Here is an 18,471-nt window from a genome sequence, read left to right on the forward strand (position 1 = left end):
CACCGCCATGCAAGAGAAGATGCCCATCGCGATCGTCTCGGACGTCGTTTGCCCCTGGTGCTTCGTCGGCAAGGCGCGGCTGGAAAAGGCGCTCGAGGCGCATGGCCTGACCGACCGCGTCGCCATCACCTGGCTGCCCTATGAGCTGAACCCGGACATGCCGGCGGAGGGGATGGACCGTACGGCCTATCTCGACGCCAAGTTCGGCCCCGGCAAGCGCAAGGAGATCGAGGTCAGGCTCTCGGAGGCGGCGCTTGAAAGCGGCGTCACCTTCAACTGGGCCAAGGTCACCAGGAGCGTGAACACGCGCATGGCGCATATGTTGATCGCCGCCGCCTCGACCGTACAGCGTGGCAGCGACATGACGGCGGCGCTGTTCAAGGCCTATTTCCAGGAAGGCCGTGACATCGGCAATCTGGAGACGCTGGTCGAGATCGCGGTCGAGCAGGGTTTTGACGAGCAGGCTGCCCGCGACGAGCTCGCCAATGACGAATTGCGCGAGACCATCATCGGGCTGGAGGCACATGCCCAGAAGGTCGGCGTCACCGGCGTGCCTTTCTTCATCATCGACGGCAAGCTCGCGGTCTCGGGCGCGCAGACGAGCGATGTCTGGGCGCAGGTGTTCCAGCAGGTGATGCGCGACGCGGCTTGAGCGCCAGCATGGCGACCGCGCGCTATCTGAGCCATCCGCAGGTCCAGATCGACCCTGCGGTTCCTGTGCCCGATTGGGGCTTGTCGCCGCTCGGCCTGGCGCGAACGCAAGCCTTCGCGGGCGCGCCGTTTCTCAGCGCCACGCGCCGGATCGTATCGTCGGGCGAACGCAAGGCGATCGAGACTGCGGAATGCATTGCCTCGACGCTCGGCGTTGCCGTCGAGATCCGTCACGCCATGCATGAGAACGACCGCTCGGCGACCGGCTATCTGCCGCCGCCGGAGTTCGAGGCCATGGCCGACGCCTTCTTCGCCTCGCCGATGCTCAGCATTCGCGGCTGGGAGCGGGCGGTCGATGCGCAGGCGCGTATCCTGCGCGAGGTCGAGGCCGTGCTGGCCGAACCGGGCGAGGGTGATACCCTGTTCGTCGGGCATGGCGGTGTCGGCACCTTGTTGCTCTGCCATCTCGGGGCGGAGCCGATAGCGCGCAAACGCGATCAGCCTGGCGGCGGCGGCAATCTTTTCGCATTCGACGCCGCGACACGAATCGTGCACCACGCCTGGCGCGCGATGGAGGAGGTGGCTGGCCAATGACGCAGAAGATCAACGATATTCGCGACCGCATGATCGTCGCGCTCGACGTGCCGACGATCTGGGACGCCTATCGCATCGTCTCGCAGCTCGGCGACGAGGCGAGCTTCTACAAGATCGGTTACGCACTGGCCTTCGCCGGCGGCCTGCAGCTCACCCAGCAATTGGTGGCCGAGGGCAAGAAGGTCTTTCTCGACCTGAAGCTGCACGACATCGGCAATACGGTGACGGAAGGCGTGCAGTCGCTGAGCAATCTCGGGGTCGATTTCCTCACCGTGCACGCCTATCCGCAGACCATGCGCGGCGCGGTCGAGGGGCGGGCGGAGGCCGCGTTGAAGCTTCTCGCGGTCACGGCCCTGACCTCCTATGACGATGGCGATCTGCGCGATGCCGGCTATGGGCTCGCCGTGCGCGATCTCGTGCGCCTGCGCGCCGAGCAGGCCCGCACCACCGGCATCGACGGCATCGTCTGTTCCGCGGCCGAGACCGAGATCGTGCGCGACATCGTCGGCGCCGACATGCTGATCGTGACGCCAGGGATCCGCCCTGCCGGCAGCGCAGCAGGCGACCAGAAACGGACGTTGACGCCGGGCGAAGCGATCCGCGCCGGTGTCGACCACCTCGTCATCGGGCGTCCCATCATCCGCGCGGCAGACCCGCGTGGAGCGGCCGCTGCGATCATGGACGAGATCGCCGCGGCCTCATAAGCTCGCGCGCTCCAACCGAACCACCCAGAGACGGATACGGAAATGCCCAAGGGATATGTCGTGGCGCGCGCCAAGGTTACCGACGCGACCAAATGGGCGGCCTATGCCGCCAAGGCTTCCGAAGCGATCAAACAATATGGCGGCACGCCGCTTGTGCGCGGCGGCCAGATGACGGTGGCCGAAGGCGAGGGCCGGGCTCGCAACATCGTCATCGAATTCGCCGATTTCGCCTCGGCCAAGGCCTATGCCAACTCCCCGGAATATGCCGAGGCGCGCAAGCTGCGCGAAGGCGCCGGCGAACTCGACATCGTCGTGGTCGAGGGGGTTTGAAGCCATGGCGAAGGGCTATTGGATCGCGCGTGTCGATGTCGAGAACACCGCCGCTTATGACAGCTACCGCGCGCTGAACGCGATCGCCTTCGCCAAATACGGCGCGAAGTTCCTGGTGCGCGGCGGCGACTACAAGCTCGCCCGCGGCGAGGGTCGCAAGCACAACGTCGTCATCGAGTTCAAGGACGAGGCGACGGCGCGTGCCTGCTACGATTCGCCGGAATACCAGGAGGCGGTGAAGTACCTCGCCCAGGCCGGCAAATCCGACCTCGTCATCATCGGCGGCTACGAGGGCGCCCAGCCGGGGGATTGAGGCGTTCGATTCTGGAATGACGCCGCGTTCGAACCGAGGATGGCGAACATAGTGACGCTGCACGACAAGACCACCCTCACCGCCATCGGCGTCATCAGCGGCACCTCGATGGACGGCATCGACGTGTCGATCGTCACCAGCGACGGCCAGGACACGCCGCGCTTCGGCGCCGGCGCCTCCTATCCCTATCGCGACAGCACGCGGCGGGACTTGCAGGCGCTGGTCGCCGAGGCGGAGCGCGCGCTGACGGAGCCGCTTGTCGAGCTGGAGGCGGCGGTGACCGCCGACCATCTCGCCGCGGTCGAGCGTTTCATCGCCGAGCAGCAGCTCGATCCCGCCGCGATCGATCTCGTCGGCCTGCACGGCCAGACCGTCTATCACCGGCCCGAACAGCGCTTCACCCGCCAGCTCATCGACGGGCCGGCCGTGGCACGGTCGCTCGGCATCGCCACCGTCGATCGCTTCCGCCATGCCGATGTCGCGGCCGGCGGGGAGGGCGCGCCCTTCGCGCCGCTCTACCACAGGGCATTGGCGCAGGCGCTGGAGCAGCCGGTCATGGTCCTCAATCTCGGCGGCGTCGGCAACGTCACCTATATCGACGGCGAGACCGTGATTGCCTTCGACACCGGCCCGGCGAGCGCGATCCTCGATGATTTCGTGCTGCGCCGGCAGGGCCGCAGCTACGATGCGGACGGTGCGCTCGCAGCCAGCGGGCAGGTGCGGCAGGATCTTGTCGCAGACTTCATGCAGAACCCCTATTTCGACCGTCCCGCGCCGAAATCGCTCGACCGCAACGATTTCCACCGCCGTGCCCAGGTGGTTGAGGCCTTGCCGGATGCCGATGGCGCCGCGACGCTCGCAGCCTTCACGGTCGAGAGCGTCGTCGCCGCGCTGCGCCATGTGCCTGGCGTGCCCAGGCGCTGGCTCGTCACCGGCGGCGGACGGCTGAATCGGCATTTCATGGCGCGGCTCGAAAGCCGCCTCGGCGTTCCCGTCGAGCCGGTCGAGGCGGCGGGCTGGGATGGCGATGCGCTGGAAGCCCAGACCTTCGCCTATCTTGCGATCCGCTCGGTCAAGGGGCTGCCGCTCAGCCTGCCCGGCACGACCGGCGTACCGCAGCCGCTGGCGGGTGGGCGCTTGAACCGCGTCGGCTGAGCGCAGATCAAGGAGCATCGCAGTGAGCCTGGGCGGGATAGGCACCCTCGATTACACCGTCATCCTGTGCAGCAAGATGGCGGAAACGCGCGCGTTTTACCGCGATATCATGCAGTTTCCGATCGAGGTCGACCTTGAGAACTGGGTCAGCTTTCGCGTCGGCGCCGCGCTGCTTGCGCTGCGGCCGCGCGGCGTGTGGAGCGTCTGCGATGATGGCAAGACGCTGCCTGGATCGGCAGCGGTTCAGCTTGCCTTTCGTGTGGCGCCTCCCGCGGTCGATGCCTGCCATGCGGAGCTGGTCGCCAAGGGCGTGCCGATTCTCAGGGAGCCGACCGATCTGCCCAATTGGCGGCACCGCACGCTGTTCTTCCGCGATCCCGAGGACACTATCATCGAGATCTACGCCGAGTATTGATCCGCGAGGCAGTTCTCGCCGCCTGGCGGGAAACGCCCCGTCACGCCCGAAACGCCCCGCCGCCATCGACATCGAGCACCGTGCCGCTGACATAACCGCAGGCCGGCGAGGCCAGGAAGGCGGCGGCGTTGGCGATCTCCTCGGGCTCGATCAGCCGGTCCAATGGCAGGTTTGTCAGCATCTCCTCCCAGCGCGCCTCGTCGCCGAGCAAAGTCGCCGCACGCCGCTTGCTCAGCGAGATGATCCGGTCGGTGCGGGTCTGCGCGGGGTTGATGCCGAAGACGCGCACGCCCCAATCGACCGATTTTCCGCCGACGGCGCTGGTGAAGGCCATCAATGCGGCGTTGCCGCTGCCGCCGCAGACATAGTCATAGCGCGGGCTGCGCCCGGCCCCGCCGATGATGTTGACGATGATGCCGGCCTTCCGCTCCTTCATCCCCGCCAGGTAGAGCTTGGTCAGATGGATATAGCCCATCACCTTGAGCGCCCAGGCCTGCTCCCAGCTTTCCATGGACAGGTCGAGCAGCCCGCCGCCGGGGATCGCGCCGGCGTTGTTCACCAGGATGTCGATATCGGGATAGCTGGCTGCGACGCGCTCGCGCTCGGCCGCGACCGAGAGATCGGCGGCGCAGCGCGCGACGCGGTTGGCCTCACCCAGGGCCGTGGCCGTGGCCGCGAGGCGCTCAGCGTCGCGCGCGACGAGGACGACGGAGCAGCCCTCGGCCAGGAAGGTTTTCGCGCAGGCCGCGCCGATGCCTTTCGAGCCGCCGGTGATCAGGACGCGGCGGCCGCTCAGTTTCAGATCCATGCGAGTGATCCTTGTTGCGGTGGGGCGGGTTCTATTCCCCTGTGAAGGCCGGCTCGCGCTTCTCCTTGAAGGCGCGCTGGCCCTCGCGATAATCGGCGCTGCTGAAGCAGGCCGCGATGGAGCCCTCGACTCCGGCGATGTCACGCTCGCTCTCGGGGCGGGCGAGCTCGCTCAGCGCATGTTTGAGCGCGCGCAAGGTCAGCGGCGCATTGCCCGCGATCCGCGCGAGGTAGTCGCAGGCCTCCTGCTCGAAGCTCTCCGCGCCCCAGAGCGCGGTGACGACGCCCAGGCGCAGCGCCTCCTCGCCAGCGATGATGCGGGCGCTGAGCAGGAGGTCGGAAGCCGGGCCGAAGCCGAGCTTGGCCACCAGCATGCGCACGCCCTCATAGGCATAGCCGAGGCCGAGCCGCGCGGCGGGAATGCGGAAGCGCGAATCGGCCCGCGCCAGCCTGAGGTCGCAGCTCATCGCCAGCCCGAAGCCGCCGCCGAAGCAGATGCCGCGAATGAGCGCGATCGTCGGCTTGGCGGCATGGACCAGCGCGGCGCAGCCTTGCAGATAGGCCTCGTCATAGGCCCGGGTTTCGGTGGCGCTGTCGCGCTTCTCGCCGAATTGCGAGATGTCGGCGCCGGCGCAGAAGGCGCGCCCGCCCTCGCCGGCGACAACGATGGCGCGCACCTCGCGGTCGGCTTCCGCGCGGGCGACGAGGCCCGGCAGGCTCGCCCACATCTCATAGCTCATGGCGTTCATCTTCTGCGGCTGGTCGAGGACCAGCCGGGCGATGCCGTTTTCCGTCTCGTAGCGAACCGTGCCCATCTCTCCCCTCAAAGCTCCATGTCTTGGATCGCCAGGCGTGCGCGCGGCCATGCGATGCCGGTGGCAGAGTAGCCGAGTTCTTTCGCAATGCTCTAGGAATGCTGCTTGCGCGCATGCCGGATGCGCGCTGCCCGACAGGACCGAGGAGACCCGCATGCAACCGTCGCAAGCAAGCCACAGCATCGGCGACGCGACGCTGTCGGCAACCATCAAGCCGGACGGCGCGGAATTGATCAGCCTGCGGGGCGCGCAGGAGGGCGAGCTCCTCTGGCAGGCGGGGCCGCAATGGCCGCGCCACTCTCCGGTGTTGTTCCCGATCGTCGGGCGATTGGCGGAGGGCCGGCTGCGATATCAGGGTCGCGACTACACAATGACCCAGCACGGCTTTGCACGTGACAGCCTGTTCGACTGGGTCGAGCGAAGCGAGGCGCGCGCGGTGCTGCGCCTGAGCGAGAATGCGCAGACGCAATCCATCTATCCGTTCCGCTTCATCCTGGAATTGACCTACGCGATCGCTGACGGCGCGCTGAGCGTGACGACGCGCGTGACCAATCCGGGCGATGTCGTGCTGCCCTGCAGCGTCGGCGCGCATCCCGCCTTCAACTGGCCGCTCATGCCCGGCGTGCCCAAGGAGCGCCATGCCTTGGAGTTCGAGATCCTGGAATCCGAGCCGCCGGAGGAGGCAAGCGCCGTCCTGCTGACCGACGGATTGCTCGATGCGCGGGTGCCATTGCCCCTGCAGGGCCGTGTCCTGCCATTGTCGCCGGAGCTGTTCGCGAAGGACGCGCTGATCCTGCCTTCACTCGCCAGCCGCTCCGTCCGCTTCATCGCAAGGGACGAGGCCGGGCGCACGGCGCGGGCCATCAAGGTCTCGTGGGAAGGCTATCGCGATCTCGGCATCTGGTCGAAGCCCGATGGCGCGCCCTTCCTGTGCATCGAGCCCTGGTTCGGCATGGCGAGCCCGCTGGGCTGGGATGGCGAGTTCACGGAGAAGCCCGGCATCCTGCTGCTGGCGCCCGGCGAAAGCCGGGCGATGAGCTGGAGCGTCAAGCCCGAGGCATGAGGCCGGTCCGTCCTCCAGCTTCCCGCCGCGCGCTCGACCTGATCAGTGACAGACCGGCTCGCCGGGATGCCCGCAGTTCGGCCGCTTCTGCTGCTGCGCCGCAGGGTGCGGACGGGCGGCTTGCTGAGCCGCCTGCCGGGCGCGTTGCTGGGCGGCCTGCTGTTGGGCGGCCTGCTGCTGGGCATGAGCCGCTTGCTGCTGCCGCTGCTGGGCGGCTTGCTGGGCGCGCTGCTGAGCTGCGGCCTGGGCTGCCTGCTGCTGGCGCTGCTGTTGCTGCGCGGCCTGCTGGGCGCGTTGTTGAGCCGCGGCCTGCGCCGCTTGCTGCTGGCGCTGCTCTTGAGAGGTTTGCTGGGCACGTTGCTGCGCGGCGGCCTGGGCCGCCTGCTGCTGGGCAGCTTGTTGGGCGCGTTGCTGAGCGGCCTGTTGTTGGCGCTGAACTGCTGCATCGTTCGTCACGGCCTGGGGAGGCGAGACGGGCGAGGGCCGGACGGCGGTGGCCGGCTGGGTGCCGTGCGCCGGGGCGGTCGGCGTCTGCGCCACGCCCGGGGTTTGCGGCGGTGCGGTGCGGCCGGCAGTGGCAGGGGCATTCGGCGTGGGCAGCGGCCGCGCTCCCGAAGCGACGGGCGGTACAGCTTGCGGGTTGGCCCGTGCAGGAACAGCGGCGTTGGCGGCCGGCTGGGTGCCGTGCGCCGGGGCGGTCGGCGTCTGCGCCATTCCCGGGGCTAGCGGCGGTGCGGTGCGGCCGGCCGTGGCAGGAGCACTCGGCGTGGGCAGCGGCCGTGCCCCTGGAGCGGCAGGCGGTACAGCCTGCGGGTTAGCCTGTGCAGGAACAGCGGCGTTGGGTGCCGGCTGTGCGCCGTGCGCCGGGACGGGCGGTATCTGCGCCACGCCCGGGGCTTGCGGCAGCGTGTTGCGGCCAACGGCGGGGGGCGCGTTGGGAGCGGGCAGTGGTTGCGCTCCCGGAACAACGGGCAGGGTCGGAGCCTGGCCGGGGCGCTGCGGCTGCGGGCGGGCGCCGCGAAGCGGCTGCGCTTGCGGCTGCAGATTGGCGGCCGGGGCCGGGGCAGCCTGAGTGGGCGCGGCCTGAGCAGGCAGCTGGGGGCGAGCGCCGGACAGGGCGTTGTTGATCGGCGCAGCCGGGTTCGGTGCGGCTGCCTGGGGTGCCGCAACCGGCGGCTGGCCCGGGGCATTGGCGGGTCTTGTTCGCTGTCCCGCCCCGTGCAGCGCGGCGGCGGCCGGCAATGCGACGGCAGCGGCGGCTATCGCGGCGCTCGCGACCGGATGCGCCTGGATGAAACTGGACGGGCCGTTGCCCTGGGGCGTCGGTGCAGCCGGCTGCGGGGGCAACAGATTGGCCGGGATGGGGGCAACCTGCTGGCCGGCGGGATTGGTGACGATCGCCGTCTGATTGGCCTGGTTGATCACCACCGTGTTGTGGATGTTGACATTGACGACATTGAGCGGCGGCGGGGCGACATAGGCTGGACGCTCGATCCAGGTCGGAACCGGATGATAGACCGGGATCGGCAGCACGAAGGCGCCGGCGGGCGGCGGAGGCGGAGGCAGGTCGACAAAATAGGCCGGCCGCGGCGGCAGGAAGAACACGGGCACCGGCGGCGGAGGCGGCAGATCGTAGACCGGGTCCGCAAAATAGACGACCGGGCGCTCGACATAGACGACCTCCTCCGGCGGGGGCGGCGCGACGTCATAGGCGAGCATGGCGAAGGCGGCCGGCGGCTCCAGAACGGCCGCGAAATGGGCGAGGCGACGGCGCGCATCATAGGCGTGGGGGCCGCGCGGATAGCGCCGCAGATAGGACCAATAGGCATCGGGTGTGTCGGCGAAGGCGCTCTCGCGCCAGGTCGCGGCCTCGCGGCGCGCGGCAATGATGGCGCGCACGCGCTTGGCGAGCGGGTCGCTGGGATAGGCGGCCAGGAAATCGAGATAGCCGCGCATCGTATCGCGTGCCAAGGCCGCGAGATAGGCGTCGCCGGCATCAAAATCGCGGATCGGCCTGGAGCGCAATTCGGAAAAGCGGACGGCCTGCGCCTGCGGGGCGGCCTGGGTGCGTTCGAAGAACAGGAACGGCGCCTGCACGCGCGAGGCATGCCAGGGCAGTTCGGCGCCGTGCGTCAGGGCGTCGACGCGCAGGCGGACGCGCTCGAACAGGTCGTCGAGCGGCAGGCCGCCCTCCTTGATCATCTCGGAAAGGGCGGTCGCATAGGCGCCATAGGGCCCCTTGTTCTCGGGGCCGATCGTGCCTGGCGCGGCGTTGAAGGCGAGCAATGTGCCGGGGTCCGGCTGTACCAGCGTCAGGCCGCCGGCGAGGGGCTGCCCGGATCTGGCGAAGCCATTGGCATAGGCGGCGTCGAGCACGACGATGCGCGCCTTCAAGGGCAGAGCCGCCAGCGGCTTGGTAAGGTCGCTCAACCGAACCGCCTCGAGCGGCACATCGGCGTCGCGCGCGATCCGCGCATCGACAGGGACGAGATAGTTCTCGCCCTCGAACTGCAGGCCGTTGGCGGCGAAATAGACCAGCGCGACGGTGTCGGGCCCCGACGCGCTCGCCTTGTCCAGGAATTCGCGCAGCGAGGAGCGCAGCGTCGCGGTGTCGAGGTCGCGCGCGCCGACGACATCGAAGCCGGCGGCTTGCAGGGTCTGCGCGATCAGGCCGGCATCATTGGCGGGTGTCGTCAGCGGGCTCGCCTGATAGGCGCCGTTGCCGATGACCAGAGCGATCCGCTTTTCCAGCTGCTGGGCCTGGCTGGGGGCAATACCTATGCTGGAGCCAAGACCGATGGTGACGCAGAGCGCGACGACCGCCAGGCGGAGGAGATGGAGTCCAGGCATTGCGCCCTCCCGGCAAGGACAAGTCAGAGCGCTGCAGTCTCGAGGCGGCGCAATGAACCGGGATTGAATGAAGTGCGGCCAGATCCTGGCGAATATCGGGACGTTTTTGGGGCGGGAACCGGCGTTTCGTAAGTGGATACGGCCGGTTCTGCTGAGTTGATGGCTTGGTCAGCCTTGAGAAACCTCTGGCTTGCGCCTTTCCCATCTCTGGTTGAGGCGCAGCGCGACCAAGGTGCAGGCGGCGCCCGAGAGCAGATAGGCACCCGCGGAAATCAAGCCGAACTGTGTCGAGAGCAAGAGGGCCGCGAGCGGGGCGAAGCCCGCGCCGAAGAGCCAGGCGAGGTCGGAGGTCAGCGCCGAGCCGGTATAGCGGAAGCCCGGGGCGAAGCTCGAGGCGACGGCGCCGGAGGATTGGCCGAAGGAGAGGCCGAGCAGCACGAAGCCGACGACCATGAAGACCGTTTCGCCGATCACGCCGCCATCGAGCAATTGCGGCGCGAACCCGCTGAAGACGGCGATCGCCACCGCGCAGCCCCCGAGCAGGGAACGCCGCCCGATCCTGTCCGCGATCAGGCCGGAGGCGACGATCGCCGCGATGCCGAAGACGGCGCCGACGGCTTCGATGATCAGGAAGCGCGCCGGCCCCTCCTGCGTGAACAGGAAGACCCAGGACAGCGGAAAGACCGTGACCATGTGGAACATGGCGAAGCTCGCCAGCGGCGCGAAGGCGCCGATCAGGACGCTGCCGCCCTGGCTGCGCAGCGTGTCGCGGATGCGTGCGGGGTGGAGATCGCGGTTCTCGAACAGCTTTTGGTAGTCCGGCGTGGCGACCATGCGCAGCCGGGCGAACAGGGCCACGACATTGATCGCGAAGGCGACGAAGAACGGGTAGCGCCAGCCCCAGCTGAAGAAATCCTCGGCCGAGAGATTGCCGACGAAGAAGGCGAACAGCACGCTCGCCACGATGAGCCCGAGCGGTGCGCCAAGCTGCGGGATCATCGCATACCAGCCGCGATATTTGTCGGGGGCGTTGAGGGCGAGCAGCGAGGCGAGCCCGTCCCAGGTGCCGCCGAGCGCGATGCCCTGGCCGATGCGCGCCAGCGCCAGGAGCCAGATCGAGGCAGCGCCGATCTGCCCGTAGCCCGGCAGGAAGGCGATGGCCACGGTCGAGGTGCCGAGCAGGAACAGCGCGATCGTCAGCTTGGCGCTTTTGCCATAGGCGCGGTCGATCGCCATGAAGATGACGGTGCCGAGCGGGCGCGCCACGAAGGCCAGGGCGAAGATGGCGAAGGAATACAGCGTGCCGGTCAGCGGATCCAAATAGGGGAAGACGAGCTTGGGGAACACGATCACCGATGCGATCGCGTAGACGAAGAAGTCGAAGAACTCGGAGGTCCGGCCGATGACGACGCCGATCGCGATCTCGCCGGGATTGATCTCGCTATGGCGCGCGTTGATGATCCTGGCGTCGCGTTCCGCTGTCGTTGGTGTCGTTGACATGTGCGCCCGAGCTCGCATCGTTTGGCGATCCGCCGGCCCGCAGCCTGACGGCAGTCCGCTTCTCACTCATGCCCTTCTGACCGATGACAGGCTAGGCGAGGATTGGGCAAATTGTCCAATGTTCCGCTTGACGCTCAGCCGCTAGCGCTCATCCTGACAGATTAACGCTGACAGGTTGGTGCCGTGAGCCGTTTCCGGATCATCGCCGTATTGCCGCTGCTCGCGCTATTGGGCGGCTGCAATTTCGTCGTGCTCGCGCCGGCGGGGGATGTGGCTGCGCAGCAGCGCGACCTCGTCGTCATCTCGACCATCCTGATGCTGCTGATCATCATACCGGTGATGGCGCTCACGGTCTTCTTCGCCTGGCGCTATCGGCACTCCAACAAGGAGGCGCGCTACGAGCCCGACTGGGATCACTCGACCGGGCTCGAGCTGGTGATCTGGTCGGCGCCGCTGCTGATCATCATCTGCCTGGGCGCGCTGACCTGGATGGGCACTCATCTGCTCGATCCCTATCGCCAGCTCGGGCGCATCGCGGCCGGCCGTCCCGTCCCGCAGACGGCCAAGCCGCTCGAGGTCAACGTCGTTGCGCTCGACTGGAAATGGCTGTTCATCTACCCCGAATACGGGGTCGCGACGGTCAACGAGCTGGCAGCCCCGGTCGACCGGCCGATCAGCTTCCGCATCACCTCGTCTTCGGTGATGAACTCCTTCTACGTTCCCGCGCTTGCCGGCCAGATCTATGCGATGGCCGGCATGCAGACGCGGTTGCACGGGGTGATCAACCGGCCGGGGCGCTATCAGGGCTTCTCGGCGAACTATAGCGGCGCCGGCTTCTCCGGCATGCGCTTCGCGTTCCACGGGCTGACTGACGCCGATTTCGACGGCTGGATCGCGCAGGCGAAGGCGGCTGACGGGGCGCTCGACCGTGCCACCTATCTCCAACTTGAGCGGCCGAGCGAGAACGATCCGGTGCGCCGCTATGCGAATGTCGATCCGAAGCTCTTCAACGCCATCCTCAACATGTGCGTCGAGCCCGGCAAGATGTGCATGAACGAGATGGCCGCGGTCGATGCCAAGGGCGGGCTCGGCCTGGCCGGCATCGCCAATACGCTGCCGCTCTCCTATGAAAAATATGCCCGCCGGGGTGCGGTCTTCGGCGCGGAGCCGAGCTACGTGCTCAGCGTCTGCACCATCGAGGAGGCCGCAGCGATGCAGGCGCGAGCGCCGGCGCCGATGACGCCGGTCCCGCCCAAGGGGACTTCGACCTCGACCTCGACCGCGATCCGCGGCGCCGGCCTGCCCCTGCCCGATCTCTCGCTCCGTCGTCTGGACTCGCTGCTGCTTTCCGGCCCGGGCCGCCCATCCAATTCCTGAAGCGAGATAGTCCGTTGCCTGACGCTTCCGCTCTCCTCAAGATGATCTTCGGCCGGTTGACGCTGGAGTCGTTCCCGCTGCACGAGCCGATCCTGCTCGTGACCTTTGCTGCCGTGGTGCTCGGCGGCATCGGGGTTGTCGGTGCGCTGACCTATTTCCGCCTCTGGGGTTATCTTTGGCGCGAATGGTTCACCAGCGTCGACCACAAGAAGATCGGCATCATGTACATGGTGCTCGGCCTCGTCATGCTCCTGCGCGGCTTCGCCGACGCGATCATGATGCGCCTGCAGCAGGCCATGGCCTTCAACGGCTCGGAAGGCTACCTCACCGCGCATCACTACGATCAGGTCTTCACCGCCCATGGCGTGATCATGATCTTCTTCGTGGCGATGCCGATGGTCACCGGGCTGATGAATTTCGTCGTGCCGCTGCAGATCGGCGCGCGCGACGTCTCCTTTCCGTTCCTCAACAATTTCAGCTTCTGGATGACGACGGCGGGCGCCGTCCTCGTCATGATGTCGCTCTTCGTCGGTGAGTTCGCGCGCACCGGCTGGCTCGCCTATCCGCCGCTCTCGGGCATCGGCTACAGCCCCGATGTCGGGGTCGACTATTACATATGGGCACTGCAGGTCGCCGGTATCGGCACGCTGCTGTCGGGCATCAACCTCGTCTGCACCATCGTGAAGATGCGGGCCCCGGGCATGACGATGATGAAGATGCCCGTCTTCACCTGGACGTCCCTGTGCACCAACGTCCTGATCGTCGCGGCCTTCCCGGTGCTGACGGCGGTTCTCGCGCTGCTCTCGCTCGACCGCTATGTCGGCACCAACTTCTTCACGAACGACTTCGGCGGCAGCCCGATGATGTATGTGAACCTGATCTGGATCTGGGGCCATCCGGAGGTCTACATCCTGATCCTGCCGGCCTTCGGCATCTTCTCGGAGGTGACCTCGACCTTCTCGGGCAAGCGCCTCTTCGGCTACACCTCGATGGTCTACGCCACCGTCGTCATCACCATCCTGTCCTATCTGGTCTGGCTGCACCATTTCTTCACGATGGGCTCTGGCGCGAGCGTGAATTCCTTCTTCGGGATCACGACGATGATCATCTCGATCCCGACGGGCGCCAAGATCTTCAACTGGCTCTTCACGATGTATCGCGGCCGCATTCGCTTCGAGCTGCCGATGATGTGGACGCTCGCCTTCATGCTGACCTTCACGGTCGGCGGCATGACGGGCGTGCTGCTGGCGGTGCCGCCGGCCGATTTCGTGCTGCACAACAGCCTGTTCCTGGTCGCCCATTTCCACAACGTCATCATCGGCGGCGTGCTCTTCGGGCTCTTCGCCGGCATCGTCTACTGGTGGCCCAAGGCCTTCGGCTTCAAGCTCGACCCGTTCTGGGGCAAGCTCTCCTTCTGGTTCTGGGTGGTGGGCTTCTGGTTCGCCTTCATGCCGCTCTACATCCTGGGCCTGATGGGGGTGACGCGCCGGATGCGTGTCTTCGACGACCCGTCCCTGCAGATCTGGTTCGTCATCGCGGGCTTCGGCGCCGTCCTGATCCTGCTCGGCATCGTCTCCTTCCTCGTGCAGATCGGCGTCAGCATCCTCAGGCGCGACAAGCTGCGCGAGACGACCGGTGACCCCTGGGACGGCAGGACGCTGGAATGGGCGACCGCTTCGCCGCCTCCGGTCTATAATTTCGCCTTCACGCCGGTCATCCATGACAATGACGCCTGGGCGGACATGAAGCGCCGCGGCTATCAGCGCCCGCTCGACGGCTACAGGCCGATCCATATGCCGAGCAACACGCCGACCGGGATCATCCTCGCCGGGCTGAGCATGGCCGTCGCCTTCGGCCTGATCTGGTACATGTGGTGGCTGGCCGCGCTCGGCTTCGTGGCGCTGCTCGTCGTGACGATCGCCCACACCTTCAATTATCACCGCGATTTCCACATCCCTGTCGAGGAGGTGGTGCGCACGGAAGCGGAGCGGACCCGCCTCCTGGCCGGCGCGGGAGCCTGAACCATGACGACAGCCGATATCGCCGCGCGGCACGACGCCGAGGCTGCCAACGCCGAGACCGTCTTCTACCTGAAGGACGAGCACGACCACCCGGAAGGCTCGAGCACCGCGCTCGGCTTCTGGATCTATCTGATGAGCGACTGCCTCATCTTCGCGATGCTGTTTGCGATCTATGGGGTGCTCGGCGCGAACTATGCCGCCGGGCCCTCGCCCAAGGACCTGTTCGAGCTGCCGCTGGTCGCTCTGAACACGACGATGCTGCTGCTCTCGTCGATCACCTATGGCTTCGCCATGCTGACCATGGAGAAGGGCCGCGTCGCCGCGACCCAGATCTGGCTTGCGGTCACCGGCCTGTTCGGCCTCGCCTTCCTCAGCATCGAGCTCTACGAGTTCCACCACCTGATCGAGATCGGCGCGACGCCGCAGCGCAGCGCCTTCCTCTCGGCCTTCTTCACCCTCGTCGGCACCCACGGCCTGCACGTGACCTTTGGCACGATCTGGCTGGTGACGCTGATGGTGCAGGTCGCCAAGCACGGGCTGATCGCGGCCAACCGCCGCCGCCTGATGTGCCTGAGCATGTTCTGGCACTTCCTCGACGTCGTCTGGATCGGCGTCTTCACCTTCGTCTATCTCACGGGAATGCTGCGATGAGCTCCGAAGCGCATGGCGATCACGGCGGTCATGGCGATCACGCCCAGGCGCATGGTTCGTTTCGCGGCTATCTGACCGGCTTCCTGCTCTCGGTCGTGTTGACCGCGATCCCGTTCTGGCTGGTCATGAACAACGTCCTGGACAACAAGCAGGCGACGGCGCTCGTGATCATGGCCTTCGCCGTGGTCCAGATCGTCGTGCACATGGTCTTCTTCCTGCACATGAACGGCCGTTCGGAAGGTGGCTGGACGATGCTGGCGCTGATCTTCACGATCATCCTCGTCGTCATCGCGCTCACCGGCTCGCTCTGGGTGATGTACCACCTCAACACCAACATGATGCCCGGACACGATATGAGCCAGATGCCGTGACGCGCCCGGCCAGGCGGCAGGCGCTGCCTGCCACGCCGGGCGAGCGCGCTTCTGACGATGACGAGCGGATGGCGAGCGGGCGGGGCCGCGGGCCGCGCTCGATGGGCCTGCTCGTTTGTCTCGGCATTGCCGCCCTCATCGGGATTCTGGGCTTCCTGGCGCTCGGCATCTGGCAGGTGCAGCGCCTCGGCTGGAAGCAGGCGCTGATCGCCCGCGTCGAGAGCCGCATCCATGCACAGCCGGTGCCCGCTCCCGGCCCGGCGGGCTGGGCGGCGAGCGCGGCCGATGAATACCGGCGGGTGCGGCTGAGCGGATCCTTCCAGCAGGATCGCGCAACCTTCGTGCAGGCGGTGACGGAGCGCGGCGGCGGCTACTGGCAGATGACGCCGCTGCGCAGCGATGCGGGCTTTACGGTGCTGGTCAATCGCGGCTTCGTCACGCCGGACCAGCGCAGTCAATTGAGCGGGCCGGCCTCTGCGTTGAATGGCCAGGTCCCAGTGGCGCAAGTCAGGGTCACGGGCCTCCTGCGCCTGAGCGAACCTGGAGGCGGCTTCCTGCGCCACAACGATCCCGCCGCCGATCGCTGGTATTCACGCGATGTCGCCGCGATCGCCGCAGCGCGCGGACTCGGCGAGCGCAGCCTTGGCGAGGTCGCGCCCTATTTCGTCGACGCCGATGCGACCCCCGATCCGGCGGGCTTTCCCGTCGGTGGGCTGACAGTGCTGCGCTTTGCGAATAATCATCTCGTCTATGCGCTGACTTGGTTTGCGTTGGCGCTCATGCTCGCCGCGGCGGCAGCCTTCGTCATTCGCGGCGAGTGCCGGCTTCGGCGCGCAGTGGAGAACGAGCATTAGCGTTCAAAACACCACAAGCCGGAAAAACCTGCTGTTGCTCGTACAGCTGCGCTGGTTCGCCGTCGGCGGGCAGGTGCTGGCCATGCTGATCGTGCAGCTCTGGTTCGGCATCGCCTTGCCGGTGCCGCAGATGGTCGGCATCATCCTGTTCCTCGTTGGCCTCAACGTCGTCAGCCTGCTGCGCCATCGGCAGAACACCGAGATCAACCATGGCGAGCTCGTCGCCGAGTTGCTGCTCGACGTCACGGCGCTGACGATCCAGCTCTATCTCAGCGGCGGTGCGAGCAATCCCTTCATCTCGCTCTACCTCCTGCAGATCGCGCTCGGCGCCGTGCTGCTCGAGGTCTGGGCGGCCAGGCTGCTGGTTGTCGTCGCGAGCGGCTGCTTCATCGGGCTGATTGTCTTCTACCGGCCGCTCGTGCTGCCGCCGGAACTGGCGGGAGAGCTCCTGACGCTGCACATCCAGGGCATGTTCGTCTGCTTCGTGCTGGCGGCGAGCCTGCTTGTCTTCTTCATCGCGCGGATCAACCGCAACCTGCGCATCCGGGATTTTCACCTCGCCGATCTGCGCCAGCGCGCGGCGGAGGAAGACCATATCGTCAGGATGGGCCTGCTGGCGTCGGGCGCAGCCCATGAACTCGGCACGCCATTGGCGACGCTTTCGGTCATTCTCAACGACTGGCAGCGCATGCCCGCCTTCAGGAGCGATCCCGATCTCGTCCAGGAGATCGGCGAGATGCAGAGCCAGATCGAGCGCTGCAAATCGATCGTCACCGGCATCCTGATGTCCTCCGGCGAGGCGCGCGGCGAGGGTCCGGTCAAGACCACGGTCAATGATTTCATCGATGGCCTGGTCGCGGAGTGGCGCTCGCATCGCTCACCCATCGCGCTCGACTACGACAATCGCTTCAGCCCTGACGACAGCATCGTCTCCGACCCGGCCCTGAAGCAGGTCATCTTCAACGTCTTCGACAATGCGCTCGAGGCCTCGCCGCATTGGGTCGGAGTCACCATTGGTCGCCGTGGCGACGAACTGCTCATCGCGGTGGACGATGCCGGGCCGGGTTTCGACCCGACGATCCTCGCCGAGCTCGGCCAGCCCTATCGCTCGACCAAGCAGCGCCCCGGCAGCGGGCTCGGGCTCTTTCTCGTCGTCAATGTGTTGCGCAAGCTCGGCGGCACGGTGACGGCGCGCAACCGCATCGGCCGCGGCGCCCATGTCACGCTGGCGCTGCCGCTGGCGAGCCTCTCTCCGGGAGCCGCCGATGCAGCCTGAACGCACGCTCCTGATCGTCGAGGACGATCCCTCCTTCGCGCGCGCCTTGCGCCGTTCCTTCGAGAGGCGCGGCTATCTGGTCTTGTCCTGCGACGGCGTCGCCGGCCTGCCGGACCTGCTGGCGACCGCGTCCCCGGGCTATGCCGTCGTCGACCTTAAGCTCGCCGGCGGCTCCGGCCTGGAATGCATCAAGCTGCTGCACGGGCACGATCCATTGATGAAGATCGTGGTGCTGACCGGTTTCGCCAGCATTGCCACGGCGGTCGAGGCGATCAAGCTCGGCGCCTGCCACTATCTCGCGAAGCCGTCCAATGGCGACGATATCGAGGCGGCCTTCGAGAAATCGACCGGCAATGCGGAGGTGCCGCTTTCGCAGCGGCCGACCTCGCTGAAGAATCTCGAATGGGAGCGTATTCACGAAACCCTGGTCGAGACGGATTTCAACATCTCCGAAACCGCCCGGCGGCTGGGAATGCATCGCCGGACGCTGGCGCGGAAGCTCGAAAAGCGCAGGGTGAACTAAGGCGCTTGGGGCGGGATCTGGCTCGCTCCTTGTGGCCTTGCCGGGTGGAGCCGCTTCGCTCAGAGATCGCTTGGAAACTCCAGCCCTCATCCTGAGGAGCCGCACAGCGGCGTCTCGAAGGATGCTCCAGATGGTTCGGGAGCCTCCTGGAGCATCCTTCGAGACGCGCTCCTGCGGAGCGCTCCTCAGGATGAGGGCTCA

19 protein-coding genes are annotated in these 18,471 nt (G+C 67.0%); 15 read left to right on the top strand and 4 right to left on the bottom strand.

Annotated elements, in window-relative coordinates; genetic code table 11:
• Window positions 1–7: 7 nt before the first annotated feature.
• Genes CYD53_RS09175 through CYD53_RS09205 form a run of 7 tightly spaced genes read left to right on the top strand, consistent with a single transcriptional unit; the run spans window position 8 to window position 4,162 of the window.
• Window positions 8–652: a DsbA family oxidoreductase gene (locus CYD53_RS09175; RefSeq protein ID WP_103717762.1), complete on the top strand. Its 645-nt coding sequence runs from the start codon at window positions 8–10 to the stop codon at window positions 650–652.
• Between the two features lie 8 nt (window positions 653–660).
• Window positions 661–1,245, top strand: coding sequence for a histidine phosphatase family protein (locus CYD53_RS09180; RefSeq protein WP_103717763.1), 585 nt, complete (start codon window positions 661–663; stop codon window positions 1,243–1,245).
• Window positions 1,242–1,949 (top strand): orotidine-5'-phosphate decarboxylase, encoded by a 708-nt coding sequence (gene pyrF, locus CYD53_RS09185; RefSeq protein ID WP_103717764.1) that lies wholly within the window; start codon window positions 1,242–1,244, stop codon window positions 1,947–1,949. Before CYD53_RS09180 ends, pyrF begins: the two co-directional genes overlap by 4 nt.
• Window positions 1,950–1,991: 42 nt before the next feature.
• The gene (locus tag CYD53_RS09190; RefSeq protein WP_103717765.1) at window positions 1,992–2,279 is read left to right on the top strand and encodes a DUF1330 domain-containing protein; all 288 of its coding nucleotides are present in this window, start codon (window positions 1,992–1,994) and stop codon (window positions 2,277–2,279) included.
• A gap of 4 nt (window positions 2,280–2,283) precedes the next feature.
• Window positions 2,284–2,592, top strand: a complete 309-nt coding sequence (locus tag CYD53_RS09195; protein WP_103717766.1) for a DUF1330 domain-containing protein — start codon at window positions 2,284–2,286, stop codon at window positions 2,590–2,592.
• Window positions 2,593–2,631: 39 nt separating this feature from the next.
• Complete coding sequence (locus CYD53_RS09200; RefSeq protein WP_103717767.1) at window positions 2,632–3,747, top strand: anhydro-N-acetylmuramic acid kinase; 1,116 nt, start codon at window positions 2,632–2,634, stop codon at window positions 3,745–3,747.
• Window positions 3,748–3,769: 22 nt separating this feature from the next.
• Window positions 3,770–4,162 (top strand): VOC family protein, encoded by a 393-nt coding sequence (locus CYD53_RS09205; protein WP_103717768.1) that lies wholly within the window; start codon window positions 3,770–3,772, stop codon window positions 4,160–4,162.
• Window positions 4,163–4,202: 40 nt separating this feature from the next.
• Here CYD53_RS09205 and CYD53_RS09210 read toward each other — a convergent pair whose 3' ends face one another.
• Together CYD53_RS09210 and CYD53_RS09215 are read right to left on the bottom strand one after the other, a co-directional pair.
• Window positions 4,203–4,970, bottom strand: a complete 768-nt coding sequence (locus CYD53_RS09210; protein WP_103717769.1) for a short-chain dehydrogenase/reductase — start codon at window positions 4,968–4,970, stop codon at window positions 4,203–4,205.
• Between the two features lie 31 nt (window positions 4,971–5,001).
• Window positions 5,002–5,784, bottom strand: coding sequence for an enoyl-CoA hydratase (locus CYD53_RS09215; protein WP_103717770.1), 783 nt, complete (start codon window positions 5,782–5,784; stop codon window positions 5,002–5,004).
• Between the two features lie 154 nt (window positions 5,785–5,938).
• On the opposite strand from CYD53_RS09215, the gene CYD53_RS09220 reads away from it, so the two are divergent.
• The gene (locus tag CYD53_RS09220) at window positions 5,939–6,847 is read left to right on the top strand and encodes an aldose 1-epimerase family protein (RefSeq protein ID WP_103717771.1); all 909 of its coding nucleotides are present in this window, start codon (window positions 5,939–5,941) and stop codon (window positions 6,845–6,847) included.
• A gap of 42 nt (window positions 6,848–6,889) precedes the next feature.
• Here the strand turns inward: CYD53_RS09220 and CYD53_RS30675 are convergent, their stop codons facing one another.
• Together CYD53_RS30675 and CYD53_RS09230 are read right to left on the bottom strand one after the other, a co-directional pair.
• The gene (locus CYD53_RS30675; protein ID WP_103717772.1) at window positions 6,890–9,697 is read right to left on the bottom strand and encodes a caspase family protein; all 2,808 of its coding nucleotides are present in this window, start codon (window positions 9,695–9,697) and stop codon (window positions 6,890–6,892) included.
• Between the two features lie 168 nt (window positions 9,698–9,865).
• Complete coding sequence (locus CYD53_RS09230; RefSeq protein ID WP_103717773.1) at window positions 9,866–11,197, bottom strand: MFS transporter; 1,332 nt, start codon at window positions 11,195–11,197, stop codon at window positions 9,866–9,868.
• Between the two features lie 183 nt (window positions 11,198–11,380).
• Here CYD53_RS09230 and cyoA point away from each other — a divergent pair, with 183 nt between their 5' ends.
• The 7 genes from cyoA (at window position 11,381) to CYD53_RS09265 (ending at window position 18,270) form a co-directional block, all read left to right on the top strand.
• A complete protein-coding gene (gene cyoA / locus CYD53_RS09235; protein ID WP_103717774.1) occupies window positions 11,381–12,574 on the top strand; it encodes a ubiquinol oxidase subunit II in 1,194 nt (397 codons plus the stop codon).
• A gap of 41 nt (window positions 12,575–12,615) precedes the next feature.
• Window positions 12,616–14,595: a cytochrome o ubiquinol oxidase subunit I gene (cyoB, locus tag CYD53_RS09240; protein WP_425428278.1), complete on the top strand. Its 1,980-nt coding sequence runs from the start codon at window positions 12,616–12,618 to the stop codon at window positions 14,593–14,595.
• A gap of 3 nt (window positions 14,596–14,598) precedes the next feature.
• A complete protein-coding gene (gene cyoC / locus CYD53_RS09245; RefSeq protein WP_103717776.1) occupies window positions 14,599–15,246 on the top strand; it encodes a cytochrome o ubiquinol oxidase subunit III in 648 nt (215 codons plus the stop codon).
• On the top strand, window positions 15,243–15,617 hold the full coding sequence (cyoD, locus tag CYD53_RS09250; protein WP_103717777.1) for a cytochrome o ubiquinol oxidase subunit IV: 375 nt from the start codon (window positions 15,243–15,245) through the stop codon (window positions 15,615–15,617). The genes cyoC and cyoD overlap by 4 nt, the downstream gene beginning before the upstream one ends.
• A 68-nt stretch (window positions 15,618–15,685) precedes the next feature.
• Entirely contained in the window at window positions 15,686–16,471 is a 786-nt protein-coding gene (locus CYD53_RS09255; RefSeq protein WP_103717778.1) for an SURF1 family protein, read from the top strand.
• Window positions 16,472–16,505: 34 nt separating this feature from the next.
• Window positions 16,506–17,747, top strand: a complete 1,242-nt coding sequence (locus tag CYD53_RS09260) for an ATP-binding protein (protein ID WP_245928152.1) — start codon at window positions 16,506–16,508, stop codon at window positions 17,745–17,747.
• Window positions 17,737–18,270 (top strand): response regulator transcription factor, encoded by a 534-nt coding sequence (locus CYD53_RS09265; protein ID WP_103717779.1) that lies wholly within the window; start codon window positions 17,737–17,739, stop codon window positions 18,268–18,270. The genes CYD53_RS09260 and CYD53_RS09265 overlap by 11 nt, the downstream gene beginning before the upstream one ends.
• Window positions 18,271–18,471 lie beyond the last annotated feature (201 nt).

It is taken from the genome of Allobosea psychrotolerans (genome assembly GCF_002917105.1).
In the GTDB taxonomy this organism is placed as follows: Bacteria; Pseudomonadota; Alphaproteobacteria; order Rhizobiales; family Beijerinckiaceae; genus Allobosea; species Allobosea psychrotolerans.

Bases quoted from the DNA above. Each gene is read 5' to 3' on its own strand.
- CYD53_RS09200 (WP_103717767.1), top strand. From the start codon at position 2,632: ATGGCGAACATAGTGACGCTGCACGACAAGACCACCCTCACCGCCATC.
- CYD53_RS09195 (WP_103717766.1), top strand. From the start codon at position 2,284: ATGGCGAAGGGCTATTGGATCGCGCGTGTCGATGTCGAGAACACCGCC.
- CYD53_RS09180 (WP_103717763.1), top strand. From the start codon at position 661: ATGGCGACCGCGCGCTATCTGAGCCATCCGCAGGTCCAGATCGACCCT.
- CYD53_RS09265 (WP_103717779.1), top strand. From the start codon at position 17,737: ATGCAGCCTGAACGCACGCTCCTGATCGTCGAGGACGATCCCTCCTTC.
- CYD53_RS09210 (WP_103717769.1), bottom strand. From the start codon at position 4,970: ATGGATCTGAAACTGAGCGGCCGCCGCGTCCTGATCACCGGCGGCTCG.
- CYD53_RS09230 (WP_103717773.1), bottom strand. From the start codon at position 11,197: ATGTCAACGACACCAACGACAGCGGAACGCGACGCCAGGATCATCAAC.
- cyoC (WP_103717776.1), top strand. From the start codon at position 14,599: ATGACGACAGCCGATATCGCCGCGCGGCACGACGCCGAGGCTGCCAAC.
- CYD53_RS30675 (WP_103717772.1), bottom strand. From the start codon at position 9,697: ATGCCTGGACTCCATCTCCTCCGCCTGGCGGTCGTCGCGCTCTGCGTC.
- CYD53_RS09175 (WP_103717762.1), top strand. From the start codon at position 8: ATGCAAGAGAAGATGCCCATCGCGATCGTCTCGGACGTCGTTTGCCCC.
- CYD53_RS09220 (WP_103717771.1), top strand. From the start codon at position 5,939: ATGCAACCGTCGCAAGCAAGCCACAGCATCGGCGACGCGACGCTGTCG.
- cyoB (WP_425428278.1), top strand. From the start codon at position 12,616: ATGATCTTCGGCCGGTTGACGCTGGAGTCGTTCCCGCTGCACGAGCCG.
- CYD53_RS09255 (WP_103717778.1), top strand. From the start codon at position 15,686: ATGGCGAGCGGGCGGGGCCGCGGGCCGCGCTCGATGGGCCTGCTCGTT.
- CYD53_RS09215 (WP_103717770.1), bottom strand. From the start codon at position 5,784: ATGGGCACGGTTCGCTACGAGACGGAAAACGGCATCGCCCGGCTGGTC.
- pyrF (WP_103717764.1), top strand. From the start codon at position 1,242: ATGACGCAGAAGATCAACGATATTCGCGACCGCATGATCGTCGCGCTC.
- cyoD (WP_103717777.1), top strand. From the start codon at position 15,243: ATGAGCTCCGAAGCGCATGGCGATCACGGCGGTCATGGCGATCACGCC.
- CYD53_RS09190 (WP_103717765.1), top strand. From the start codon at position 1,992: ATGCCCAAGGGATATGTCGTGGCGCGCGCCAAGGTTACCGACGCGACC.